The organism is Spirosoma sp. 48-14 (assembly GCF_001898575.1).
Classification (GTDB): domain Bacteria; phylum Bacteroidota; class Bacteroidia; order Cytophagales; family Spirosomataceae; genus Spirosoma.
Genome location: NZ_MKUD01000060.1, coordinates 35,403 through 48,600, shown reverse-complemented (window position 1 = coordinate 48,600; position 13,198 = coordinate 35,403). Strand labels below are relative to the sequence as shown.

10 protein-coding genes and 1 pseudogene are annotated in these 13,198 nt (G+C 43.7%); 8 read left to right on the top strand and 3 right to left on the bottom strand.

From position 1 onward, the window contains the following. The first annotated feature begins 437 nt into the window (after nt 1-437). The 4 genes from BGO59_RS27090 (at nt 438) to BGO59_RS27075 (ending at nt 5,320) form a co-directional block, all read left to right on the top strand. On the top strand, nt 438-1,853 hold the full coding sequence (locus BGO59_RS27090) for a hypothetical protein (protein ID WP_293688922.1): 1,416 nt from the start codon (nt 438-440) through the stop codon (nt 1,851-1,853). A gap of 655 nt (nt 1,854-2,508) precedes the next feature. Further along, complete coding sequence (locus tag BGO59_RS27085; protein ID WP_366936968.1) at nt 2,509-3,909, top strand: IS1182 family transposase; 1,401 nt, start codon at nt 2,509-2,511, stop codon at nt 3,907-3,909. 353 nt (nt 3,910-4,262) lie between these two features. Beyond that, nucleotides 4,263-4,721 (top strand): helix-turn-helix domain-containing protein, encoded by a 459-nt coding sequence (locus BGO59_RS27080; RefSeq protein ID WP_293688920.1) that lies wholly within the window; start codon nt 4,263-4,265, stop codon nt 4,719-4,721. After that, on the top strand, nt 4,625-5,320 hold the full coding sequence (locus BGO59_RS27075; protein ID WP_293688926.1) for an IS630 family transposase: 696 nt from the start codon (nt 4,625-4,627) through the stop codon (nt 5,318-5,320). The genes BGO59_RS27080 and BGO59_RS27075 overlap by 97 nt, the downstream gene beginning before the upstream one ends. Before the next feature lie 71 nt (nt 5,321-5,391). On the opposite strand, the gene BGO59_RS27070 is transcribed toward BGO59_RS27075, so the two are convergent. Then, nucleotides 5,392-5,769 carry a PAS domain-containing protein gene (locus BGO59_RS27070; protein ID WP_293688918.1) on the bottom strand — a complete coding sequence of 126 codons (378 nt, stop codon included), beginning with the start codon at nt 5,767-5,769 and terminating at the stop codon, nt 5,392-5,394. 367 nt (nt 5,770-6,136) lie between these two features. Between BGO59_RS27070 and BGO59_RS27065 the strand changes: the two genes are divergently transcribed. The 3 genes and pseudogenes from BGO59_RS27065 to BGO59_RS27055 all read left to right on the top strand — a co-directional run bounded on the left by BGO59_RS27065 (nt 6,137) and on the right by BGO59_RS27055 (nt 10,126). After that, a complete protein-coding gene (locus tag BGO59_RS27065; RefSeq protein ID WP_293688916.1) occupies nt 6,137-6,514 on the top strand; it encodes a transposase in 378 nt (125 codons plus the stop codon). A gap of 11 nt (nt 6,515-6,525) precedes the next feature. Beyond that, nucleotides 6,526-7,422 (top strand): annotated as a pseudogene (locus BGO59_RS27060) (IS3 family transposase); the annotation flags it as partial. Between the two features lie 502 nt (nt 7,423-7,924). After that, a complete protein-coding gene (locus BGO59_RS27055) occupies nt 7,925-10,126 on the top strand; it encodes a TonB-dependent receptor (protein ID WP_293688914.1) in 2,202 nt (733 codons plus the stop codon). A gap of 98 nt (nt 10,127-10,224) precedes the next feature. Here BGO59_RS27055 and BGO59_RS27050 read toward each other — a convergent pair whose 3' ends face one another. Together BGO59_RS27050 and BGO59_RS27045 are read right to left on the bottom strand one after the other, a co-directional pair. Continuing rightward, nucleotides 10,225-11,253 carry a sulfite exporter TauE/SafE family protein gene (locus tag BGO59_RS27050; protein ID WP_293688912.1) on the bottom strand — a complete coding sequence of 343 codons (1,029 nt, stop codon included), beginning with the start codon at nt 11,251-11,253 and terminating at the stop codon, nt 10,225-10,227. Between the two features lie 34 nt (nt 11,254-11,287). Next, complete coding sequence (locus BGO59_RS27045) at nt 11,288-12,043, bottom strand: phosphatase PAP2 family protein (protein ID WP_293688910.1); 756 nt, start codon at nt 12,041-12,043, stop codon at nt 11,288-11,290. Nucleotides 12,044-12,563: 520 nt separating this feature from the next. On the opposite strand from BGO59_RS27045, the gene BGO59_RS27040 reads away from it, so the two are divergent. After that, nucleotides 12,564-13,198: YncE family protein (locus tag BGO59_RS27040; protein WP_293688924.1), on the top strand; the 635-nt coding region annotated here is incomplete at its 3' end.

Below are 13,198 nucleotides of genomic sequence, written 5' to 3'. Positions count from 1 at the left end.
GTTTTCTTTTTCTTATAGCCTAATAAATCATTAAGATACGTATTCATACTGGTTTTTGACTAGATTTTCCAGTAGCATACGGGGTGTTGTATAATCATTCTTATGTTATGTGATTATTCTAAGATCAACCTACTCATACGAGTCGTAAAAATAGGCCGAATTGTAATTTGGAAAGGGAGAAGAAAGGTTCGCATTATGTTAAGGGAATAGCCGTAGATTGCCCCTGTCAACTGCAAGTAAAGTACCCCTAAAAACGGCTTCTGGGTTATTATATCGTTTGACTATACAACATATTGGGAAAATTTTAAGGTAAGGGGTTGATACATAGTTAATTCTGATATAAAATTGTCTTTTGAGTATATCTAGCCCATCACTTTCAGAAAAATTATTAAGATTCGTCGAGCTACGACACCAACTTCCACACATTTTTTAAACGTATGAAATCAAATTCACTAGTATTCTTGTTACGAAAATCTTTACAGATAATTTTTATTATCGCCTTCGTAAATACATCCTATGCCCAAATATGGAAGCAGATAGAAAAAGGCGCTAAAGATATACAAAAAAGCGCGAGAGAAGTTCGAAATACTGCACGTGAAGTAAAAAGTACGTCAACAGAAATAAAGAATACGGCTAAATTAATTAAGAAGACGTGGACAAAAGACACATCTGCTAACATAAGGTATAGGCAAATACCTGATTATAGGAGCAGAGAAGAGGTCGGTATAAATAAAAAACTTAAATTATCTATTGAAAATGGTGATTTTGTAAATCTAACTTGGTCACCTGTAACTAAATTCGATAATCAAATATTTCCTTCATTTGTAATTGGTTGGGCGAGTTATAAAGGAATAAAGAACGAAGATATGGGTAGCTCTTTAGGTTTTAATATTAGTACCCAAATTCCGAAAGTGATATTGAAGTGGGAAATTGAATCTAGTGATAAAGAATTCTTTTCGATAGATAGTGGCTACATAAATTGTGATGAGCTAAAAAACAGAATGTTTATGCCAAAAATAGCTTGGAATTACAAAGCACTTATAAAACATGAAAATAGTGCTCCGTTAAATATCTATTTCAGATTAACAGATCCAAATACTGGCAAAAAAATCGAAAAACTAGCTACAATAAATTTAAGAAGTGTAAATGACTGTATTATCGCATATAACTCTACTAAATTTCACTATATGTTTGCAAGCTATGTAAATGAAGATCATCCTGATATTGATAAAATTCTAAAACAAATGCTCAACACTAAGATGATTGATGCTGTTTGGGGGTATCAAGGGGGAGATCCTTTTACCGATTTACAGGTAGCAGCACTTTGGCGAGTACTACATGAGAAAGGGTTTCAATACAGCAGTATAACAGATAATACTGGTTATAACGAGAATAAAGGACTGTTTACACAAACTGTAAGAACATTTGATAACTCGCTCAAAACCAGTCAGGCGAATTGTGTAGATGGAACGGTACTATTTGCATCTATACTTAAAAGAATAGGTCTTAGGACTGTATTGGTTACTGTACCTGGACACTGCTTTCTCGGCTACTATGCAAATGATAATTCGGATCAAATTCGTTATCTAGAAACTACTATAATGTCAGATAAAGTTTTTTTAGAAGATCCAAAATCGTCAGTTAAGAAATATGCTGATATACTGGCGAAGTACCTTCCAAAGGATAGCAAAATGTCTACGATAAACAAGGCATATTACTTAGAGTTTTTACAAGCAAGAATAGCCGGCGAAAATGCTTACAAAGAAAAGATGGAAAAGTATGGACCAAATGCTATTAATAAAATAGATGTAAATGAAATGCGAAAATATATTAAGCCCATCCCTTTATTGTAAATATTAATGACGAATATTATAAAACAAGCATTAAAATATATGACTCAAATCTAATACTAAATTGTGTTTTACAAAGCCTTGATAAATAACCATTGTGGCTGTTGCAAAAGTACACTGCCTATTTTTGTATCGACTATTAAATTAGGAATAGCATGAATGCTGACTATATGCGTGTAAATCACTTCGAATTTGAAGCTGATAGTGATACGGTTTTCCTTTTCAACGGGGCTCTATACTTGTTAATGACCCTTTTTGTACATTCTGAACAGGATTCAATCAAGGCGATCAATCATTATTTGAAGCTCTAAGTAAAAATCATGAGGATAAGGAATGGATTGAGTGGCTACATCATGACAGCTTCTATATACTTGCTACGTGCATTGAATATTGGGCATTTATTTCCAAAGATATAGACTACGATACTTGGGCACGCCAAATAGATCGAGGAAAATATACCTCGACTGCCCTTAACTCATTCGGACTTATACTTGACGCTTGTAAGTCGTATTAACCCAGTATTAGTGAGTAGTACTTCCGTGATGTAAATAATCTTTTTAACAAGTAGCGGTTATTATGTAACTCATTGATTATCTGACAAGTTATAGAGCTATGCTAGGCTCTCATACTATCCAAACTTCGCTGGTGAAACTGGTGCCTGCTCACCACTTCTACCAGCAACTACTTTAGCTTCGTAAGGCCGCTTTTTGAGCCTTTTTATAGCACGACAGGACGGCCATCTATTGATCCCGTGGTGTTTGTTAAATTATTGCTGGTTGGTCATTTTGAGAATATTACATCAGACCGTAAGCTACTGGAACTGGCTAATCTGCATCTAGGCATCCGCTCGTTTTTAGGCTATAAATTAGAACAGTCTCTACCCTGGCACAGCACCTTGTCACGGACTCGCCAACGCATTCCGGTTTCGGTCTTCGAAACGTGCTTCACCCATGTCGTGGGTTTGTGCGTCAACAAAGGACTCGTCAGTGGCCATACTCAAGTGGTTGATTCAGCGTATATTAAAGCGAATGCATCGATGAGTCGGCTGAAGCCAAAGCCTGTCATCTGGTCTTCTGATGAAAACCGTACTACGTTAGGTAAACCAAGCACTCCTCGGCTAACCACTACTGCGGATCGCTTACAGCACATTCACCGCTTTCATGGTAATATTCAGAAAGCTACCCCTAACAAATCGGGACAGCTTCTGAGCAATCTCACCCATTACAGCCCCACTGATACCGATGCCCGCATTGCCTTCAAGACGGGGAAGCCTCGCCAGTTAGCCTATATGACGAGTGTAAGCGTTGATGCCGCTAAACATGTGATTACCCATATTCAGGCAGGCTCTGCCGACCGTCGCGATAGCCGTAACCTACTACCCATTGTCGATACGACTCAGGACCGCTTGAAGCGTTTTGGCATAGTCATGAGTAACATAGTGGCTGATGCAGGCTATAGCTCGGGAGAAAACTATGAATATCTAGAAAATAGAGGTCTCAATGGCTTTATTCCCCCTCATGGTAAGTACAAAGACGATCGGTCAGATTTTACGTACGATATAACTAGTGACAGTTATATCTGTAGTCAGGGTAAACGATTGGCCTTTGATCGACTGGTGGTTGATAAGCAAGGCAACCCCAAGAAGCGTTATCTAGCCAGAGCATCCGATTGTAAGGGCTGCCCCCTAAGTGAGCAGTGCAAGGGTAAGAAAGCCAAGGAAAAGCGACTGCATCACACCTACTACAAAGCCTGTTATGAACGCATGATGAAGCGGTTATCGAGTCGGTTCGGCAAGCGCATGATGCGTATCCGTTCAGCGACGGTCGAGCCCGTGTTAGGAAGCCTGATCAATTACTATGGGCTTCGTCAAATCAATACGAGAAGTCGAGAAACCGCAGCTAAAGTGATGTATGTGGCAGCTATGGCGTATAATCTGAAGAAGTATCTGCGCTTTACTCCCGTTGAACAAGGCGGAATGGTAATCGCTCTACCAATACCTGATCACTTTTATTGTATACTGATTTACTTTTGCAACAGTCACTTATCTTATGTTATGTGAAAATAACAAGATAGATCGTCCAAAATGAACACTGAAAGCAGACCGGATTGTACGTTGGAAAGGGAAGAGATGGTACCGCCCGGCGGTAAACCCCACCAAGGCAATTCAATAAGCGCACCGGTTGCCCATCGGCGACCCAGTAGTTGATCAAACCGCCTTAGTAAGATCCAGATCGACTAAATTATCCCAGCTAAACGTTCAGCAGCTAACTCATCGATTTAGCCAGTTAGAGTGGACAATATACTCTTAAAGTACAAAATATCATAAAGGAAAGATAGACCTGGGCTAGTTCCATTAGTTTTTCACTTAAATAAGCAATCACGCAAATTTAAGTTTAATCATTATCTTTCGGTATGGGTCGTAAACGCTGTATCGAACTAACCGAGTCAGAGCAAATCACGCTGCGAGAGGGAATCAAGTACCATTCTAAACATGAGTTTCGACGCTGTTGCCAGGCGCTGCTTTGGAGCCACAAAGGTTGGTCTGTCAAAGCCATTGCGACTGAGTTAGAAGTCTGCCAAGTCAGCGTGAGCAGTTGGCTCACAAACTGGCAAAACCAAGGGGTAGTGGGCTTGATGCGCCAGAAAGGCCAGGGGCGTAGAACCATCTTAAGCATAACCAATACTGCTCATCAACAAGCCTTGAAACAGGCTGTAGCCACCCATTATCAAGATGCTGGGCGCATCAAGACGGATTTGGAAAAAGCCCTGGGCCAATCCATGAGCCGGGATACGGTCAAGCGGTTTCTAAAAAAAACGATTACGCTTGGCACCGACTTCGGCGAACCACTAAACCCTTTCAAGATCCCATAGCTTATGCTGACGGGGTAGAACGCTGGAAGATTTTACTCACTTTGTGGGTATGCGGGCTAATTGAACTCTATTTTGCTGATGAAACAGGACTAACTATGCAGCCTTATGTGCCCTATGGCTGGCAACAGAAAGGCCATCGGCTTGGTTTACCCGCTCGCATTTCGACCAAACGCCTTAATCTGCTAGGGTTGCTGAGGCTCGATAATCAGTTGACGATTTATCATAGCGAAAAGGCCTTGACGGGTCAGTTTGTGGTGAATTGTTTTGCCGATTTTGTCACTAAGGATCATGCTAAACCCGTGGTGATTGTGTTGGACAATGGGCCGATTCATCGCTGTCAGGCTGTCTATGAGCAGCAAGCCAATTGGGAGCAACAGGATACGTATTTATTCTTTCTACCGGCATATAGTCCCCATCTGAATCCGATCGAATTGGTTTGGAAGTCGCTCAAGTATCGTTGGCTGAAGAAAGTGGATTACAAATCGTGGGCATGCTTGAAGAAAGCTATCTTTGTCATTATCCGCAATTTTGGGCAAGAATATAAGCTTGACTTCTCGGAACTAGCTAAGCGAAATATAATTAAGATTAATTCTGCGTGATTGCTTAATTACTTATATTTTTACTTTTTCATTTAAATATTTTTAGCTTCTTTTGTTATGTATCCCACTGTTTAATAGTGAAATACATAACCTTCCGTAATTTTAGCAAAGCCAACCACTTGACCATTGGGACCATACAAAGCGGTGATGGTGATATCACCCCAAAATCTAGTTTTATCTTTCCGCAAGCGCCACCCTTCATGACAGGCCTTTCTCATAGAAGAGGCCTGGGCCAATAGTTGCTCTGGTAAGCCGGATTTTGCATCCGCATCGGAATAAAAGACCCTAAAGTTTTTCCCAATTATTTCGTTCGCCCGGTACCCTTTTATTTTTTCGGCTCCTTTATTCCAGGTTTCAACGGTTCCTTGTTTATCCAATAAAATAATAGCGTGATTATCAATTTCCGCCATCATTTGTAGCAGACGTGCCTGTTTTATTGATGAGCGCATTTTTAAAGATCCAAACCAAATGTTAACAAGAATATTTATTAGTATATTTGAAATATACTAATAACGGTGATTGATAAATAAACACGGTACTTGCTAAAAGGTTCATTAGAGGGAACCGAGTTAGCTTATGACTGGTAGCGGTGGTGCTCGTATAGAGAAAAGATTAATGAATTACCAGAAGCCAGATTATAGATTCGCTAGATAGTCCACTTTTTATTTTTATGTTTAGACGTATTGGAGTAGCCCCTTATACCGCAAGTAATGAATCTAGGAGGAAACGGCAAAGGTATCCTCTTTCAATCCTTTGGTGAAGGAGCAATGTCTTGTCCTGATATAGGTTGTCAATTTTCACCAAAAATTGACAACTATGCAAGACCACATTCGCGACCTGCTGAGTCGCTTTCAATACAGCGAACAACTCCGGGAGACAGCCGTGTTTCGCATCCTCTTCGGCGGTGAAGAAGTTAGCCAAGTGATGGAAGATTTAGGCATTCACAGCGGCTATACAATTCGTAGCTGGGTGCAACTATATCGTCAGAAGATGAAGACGGGCCTGTTAACTTTACCCGCCATGAAGCAAGCACAAAAACGCGACATGGCAGCTCTCAAACAGCGCAACGAGGAGCTGGAACAGACTCTGCAGCAGGCCAATCTGTTAATCTTGGCACTTAACACGATGATTGAGACCGCTGAAAAAGAACTAAATGTACCAATAAGAAAAAAGTCTGGCACCAAACGGTCTTAAACCTTCGTGAGAACGAGATAGCAAAGGTGAGTGTCGGAAGCCTTTGCCGACTGTTTGGTGTGAGCCGACAAGCTTTTCACGCTAGAAAACAACGCTCCCAGCGATCGGTGAGCCAGGCGATGTTGGTACTGGACCTAGTAACTGCTCTCCGGCGAGATGTACCTGGTTTAGGAACCCGGAAATTACATCTTCTGCTGGCAGAACCCTTAGCCAAAAGTGGTATCAAATTAGGTCGTGATAAGTTGCACAAGATCTTATACGATCATTCTATGGTTATCCGTCAGGGTCGACAGACACCACAAACAACGGATTCCAATCATCGTCTACAAAGATACCCTAACTTGCTCATTGGTAGGGCTATAAATGCTCCCAGGCAGGTTTGGGTCAGTGATATTACCTACCTATATATTGGTTTAGGATTTGGCTATTTGTCGTTGATAACCGATGCGTATTCAAAGCTGATTGTGGGCTATTGTCTTCATCCATTCTTGACGGCAGAAGGCAGTCTAAAGGCCCTGGATATGGCCTTATCAACCCATTTGGAAAGGGAAGAGGAACTGATTCATCATTCTGATCGAGGCAGCCAATATTGTAGTTTTGACTACGTTCGCAAGTTAAAAGGGGCGAACATTTTGATTAGTATGACTCAGCAAGGAGACCCTTATGAAAACGCCATCGCTGAACGGGTCAATGGAATCCTAAAGACGGATTTCCGCCTGAACCGCGTGTTCGTTACTTTTGAGGAGGCTGAGAAAGCGGTTCATAAAAGTATCTACAATTATAACCATCTGCGGCCCCACATGAGCTGTGGTTACTTGACCCCAGTGATGGCTCATCAGAGCGAGCAACCACTGAAAAAGTACTGGAAACCGAAAGTATATAAACGGTCAAAAGTTGTCCGAGACTAAGGCCAGTTTGGGTAAGTCAATCCGTTTTATCTACTTTGACAACGCTATATCAGGATTAAGATTAACCAATATTTTTTGACTCAAAAACTGACAACTTATTTTCAGGATCAGACAACGGTCAACATTTTTCCGGACGATACACCGACGGTCATGTTCTAAAAATAATGGAGGTTTTCGTGGTCTAATTTTTTGATTGCTAAAATACAAGCTAAGATGTTTACTGACAACATCTTAGCTTGTCCATTAAATGACAGATAACAGCCTTTTATTGGACGGAAATTGCGTTGACCGTTGTCCAATTCAGACCATCCCAGGGTCTGATAGGTATAGGACCGGCCTTTATTAAGCAAATTTACGATCGATACGGAATGCCACTGACCTATCAGTATGAACAGACAAACCAAGAACATTCATTCCAGATCGGATTCGTAAATGCAAAAAAGGACAACTTCAAATTTGCTTCATAATTGACAACGAAACTTGCGGGTAAATTTTGCCGCTGATGAAACAACTTATTCTTTTTGGCTTGCTCTTGCTCGTCGTAACAACGGCCTTTGGCCAATCCAACCGCCTGATTCGGATTGAAGATAGTGCCACGCACCAACCCATTATCGGGGCAACCATTCGGACACCATCCTCGATAAAGCCGGTTGTAGGTGCTGTAACAGATGTGAACGGGATGGCCACCATACCCGCTACGCCAGCTAGCGTAACGGCGCTAACAGTCAGTGCCGTTGGGTATGAAACCGAATCGTTTCCACTTACAATGGGTAGTGATACGCTCGTTTTTAGCCTCCATAGTCAGGATGAATCGCTGGACGAAGTGACCGTGACCTCCACCCGTACCAACTCACGCATCGAGGATCTACCCATTAAAGTGGAGGTGCTGGGCCAGGAAGATATGGATGAAGAAAGTGCGGTTGTACCGGGCAATGTTAGTAGTATCCTGGGTGATATTTCCATCATTCATGTGCAACGGACGTCAGCCGTGAACGGTAACCAGGCCATTCGGATGCAGGGACTCGATCCGAAATACACCCAGATTTTGCGCGATGGCTTACCACTGTATGAAGGCTTTTCGGGAAATCTGGGTGTTTTACAGATTCCACCGCTGGATTTAAAGCAGATCGAAGTGGTGAAAGGCTCCGTATCAACGCTCTACGGCGGAGGAGCCATTGGTGGTATGATTAATATCGTCTCGAAGACACCGCACTCCGAAACGCCTGAATTTACAACCCTTCTGAACCACTCTAATCTGAAAGAAACCAATCTGAATGCCTACTATTCGCAGCGTTATGGCAAAACCGGTTTGACGCTTTTTACGGGCTATACCTATCAAAAGGCGGTCGATGTAACTGGTGATGGGTTTACCGATAGTCCCGGCATCAAGCAGTTTAATTTCCACCCCAAATTTTTCTGGAACCCGACGGATCATACTAAGCTGGATATTGGCTATGCGTTTACCACTGAAAATCGTACCGGTGGATATCTGCCTGCTCTTGAGGGTACAGAACCTAACGCCTACAAAAACGTAACCGACTTACAGCGCCATACGGTTGATTTCAATGCCAGTCACAATACATCAGAAACCAATGTCCTGACAGTCAAAGGGGCTGTTAGTACCTTCCACCGGCAGAACACGGATTATCAGAAACTGTCCGATGGTCGCCAATCGTCGGTTTATCTGGAAGCCAATGATTTAGCCCGTTTTGGTAAACACCAGTTGATTGTGGGTGCCAACCTAACCCTCGAAGCCTTCCGCAAAAATCCTGACAGTACCCGTCTGGTCGATTATACCTACAACACCGTTGGTGGATTTGTGCAGGACGACTGGCAAGTGGGTGAAAAGGTCGCGATACAGGCCGGACTTCGGTTCGACCATCACAATACGTTCGGGAGTTTTCTACTCCCTCGCCTATCAGTTAAACTCAAACCATCCGATCCATGGACGATTCGCCTGAGTGTGGGAACGGGCTACAAAACCCCGAACCTGTTTGTCAACCAAACACCCGGCGCCTTAAATGTTAGTTTGATTTTCCCACGTTTGTTACCTATTGATGTCGCGACTGTGAAGGCAGAGCGGTCTGTGGGTACCAACATCGATATTGCGTATTCCAAAACCTTTGAAAGTGGGTTTTCGGTGCAGGTTGATCAGGCGCTTTATTACACCGTTGTCAACTCACCCGTGGTGTCGGCGTTTTCCAGCTTATCGAGTAATCTGGGGGCTTACACTCAGTTGATCAATGCGCCTTACAATATCTTCAGCGTTGGAACCGACACCTACGTTCGGCTCGAATATAAAGCATACGAGTTGTATTTTGGCTATAACCATACGCTCGCCCGTCGCAACGGCCCCACTGATAATACCTACCTGCCACTGGCTCCCCAGGACAAGTTCTCCACTACGATAGCCTGGGAAAATGATCATTTCCGGTTTGGTGTCGAAGCCAGCTATGTAGGTACACAGTATCTTTACAACAACCAGAAAGTACCTAATTATACCTTCTTTGCTGCTGCCGCTGAATATCATTACAACGACCACTGGCGACTGGTACTCAATGGTGAGAACATCTTTAATGTGAAACAGGCTAATTACGAAACGGTTGTGCTGGGTACTAATCCGACCGTACAGCCGACCTTCCGGCCTATCTGGGCACCATTGGAAGGGCGGATTGTAAATCTGGCACTGAAATTCACGTTATAAGCTCAACTTTACCGTATACTAAACTGGTTCCTGAAGTTCATCACTTCAGGAACCAGTTTAGTAAGTGCTCTTTTGGGAGGAGCGTAGGGATAGGGGCACTACATGTCAAACTTTTCCAGCTTGCCTTTTCGATAGACATAGATCTCGTACGTATGTTTATCAATACCGAAGACTTCCTCCAACACGACGTGATTGGCTCCCTGGCTGAGTTTCTTCGCTTCAATTTGTTTGTCTGTAGGGAGTTCACTGAGCGGAATCGTGTGCTCGAACTCGAAACCTTCATCGTATTCAAACTCCAGCGAAAACAGTTTATTCCGCCACTGTAGTTGCGTGCTCATGCCATTGGCAAGGGGCGAATAGTCAATATCAATAGGGGCTTTCGTTACCACCTGACCAGCGGCTTCGGTAAATAAACTCAGGCCCGAAACCACCATGGCCGCATAACCAACCCGTCGGAAAAGTCCTTCACTCAAACGGGGCAGTAACCATTTCATGCCCCAGGAAGAAAGTATGGCCGCTACGGCAATCACAGCCCCCAACGAGAGTGCTTTTCCCGTTAGTAATCCAAACGATGCGTATAAGACCAGCTTGACCCCGTGCAGCATAATCTCATTAGCCGCCCGGGTGGCTACGATTTCTTCTTTAGTCATCCTGTAGCGGAGATAGAACCGGTTAAATAGCAATCCAACGGCTCCCGTAAGCCCTGAAACAATACCCGCTGCGAGTCCGATGAAGGCCAAATAAACTTTTGGTAACCGATGAACTTCCTCTAATTCTTTTGTGGAACGAAAAATTAAGGGAAGGTTGGCCATCAAAAATAAGCCCATCAACAGTTCCAGGTAGAGCGGATTGATATAGGTAAGCAGCTTCGCGCCAATCCATACGGCGGGTAGGGCAGGTGGCACAAACCAAACCACGATATCCCAGCGAATACGCGACCAGAAGGCAATGATGCGGGAAATCGAACTGGAAACGGTGCCGATGGATAGCGCAGCCGGAACCTGGGCACCCGGCAAGAGGGAGCCTAATATAGGCAACAACAAAAGACCGGCTCCGCCACCGCAAACCGCGCTGAGTGAAAACGCTAATAGAGCACAGCCAAATAAAAGCAAACCGGATAAAAACATATGGGTACTGGTTAATAAAACCAAGGCTTGAGTGCTAGCCAACAGGGGTCGAATGGGTTGTCCGCTGCCATTCGGTGAGTACAATACCGACAATTAGCCAGCAGGCACCAACTAGGTAGCCGCCCAGCACATCGCTCAAAAAATGAACACCTAAATAAATTCGGCTAAACCCAACCACTAAAATCAATCCAATAGCACAGATGCCCACCAGCCACTGGTTCTGGATCCGGCGACGCCCACGGACAAGCCAATAGCCCAATAGTCCATAAAGGGTCATGGCCGTAGCCGAATGGCCACTGGGAAAGGAATAGCCTGATTCAGTATAATAGGCCACTTCTGTCGGTCGTGCCCGAATAAATGTTCGTTTGCCAACCTGCACAAACAAGCCGACACCTGCCATCAAAATCCACAGGATTACCATGTTGCGTCCTTTTTTTTGACGGTATAAAACAAACGATCCAATCAGGGTTAGGCCTATTGTTACGTAAGCCGAGCCCAACCAGGTTAGCGCATAGAGTAGTTGGCTAACCGGTGTACTCCGCTCCCGAAAGAGCCATTGAGTGAATCCGTGATCGACCTGAACCATCGGCTCGGAGTTGACCAGATTTTCGGTAATTTCGGAGAGTACCATCACGTTGACGACCATTAACCCAGCAAGAACCGTTAGGGGCAATCCTCGAAAATGGTCCGTCGACAGCCGTTCGGCCAGCCAGCCAACAAACCTGGGGAAGTGTTTGGCCAATCGACCAAAGCGATGGTGAATATGGTGTTGGAGTTGGTTTGTCGTCATTGGGAAAGTGCTCACGCCAGCGCAGGGTACTGAACACAAACTAACGATGGCATTCTGAAGAGACTTTGAAGTTGACTCCGATCCTGGTTTTGTGGAATGAGCTGTATGGCTAATGGGGCCACTAGTTCAGCATAAATAGAGGGGTAAGTTGACTTATTGACAGAAGCCGATCAAATCTGCATCAACTTCAGATTTGCTTCAAAATTGACCATCACATTTGTACGCATGATGCCACTTGGCAGCGATGCAGTAAAACACAACCAACGGAAAATGGAACGCCCCAACGTGGACTTCAGCAACTAGCCAAACCCACCATATCCTAGCCATACTCGCTAGACCTGCCCCAAAAAGCAGTCGATCGGGTATGGCTTTTGTTCTATAAATAATCAATATTAATTAATTGTAAAGTGCTTATTATCAAATAATTAATTTAAAATATTGACTCACCATATCTTGGAAATAGTCTATAAGTTTGCAGACGAAAAGGATCGAAACAAGTTTCCCTTTCTTATACTAACCTATGGTCTCTTTTATCCAGAAAATCACGATCGCTGCCTGCCTTGTCGGAGCCAGCCAGGTACAAGTTATCGGGCAAACTACGCCTATGTATTCCTTTATTGAGAAAATCAGTTTACCTACCGGCGATGGCAAATGGGATTACCTGAAAATGGATGGCGAACGCGAACGGTTGTTCGTCTCGCACTTCGATCGGGTACACGTTATTGACTTAACGACAAACAAACAGATTGGCGAGATTACGGGTCTGAAAGGCGTTCATGGAATTGGTCTGGCGAAAGAGTTAAACAAAGGCTACATCACCAACGGAACGGATAATGCCATCACGGTTTTCGATTATAACACCTTTAAAGTCCTGCAAATAATACCTGTTACCGGAAAGAAAGCCGATGCGGTCATGTACGATAAGGGAACGAAGCGGATTTTTGTGTTCAACAATGGCAGTGGTGATGCCGTTGCCATTGACGCTGTAACCGACAAAGTAATTGGCACCGTAACGATGGGTGGTGCGCCGGAGTTTGCGGTAGCCAACGAGAAAGGGAGCATCTTCAATAACAACGAAGACACAAATGAGATTTTCGAAATTGACGCCAAGACGCTCAAGGTCAAGAATAAATATTCCGTAGCACCGGCTGGTGG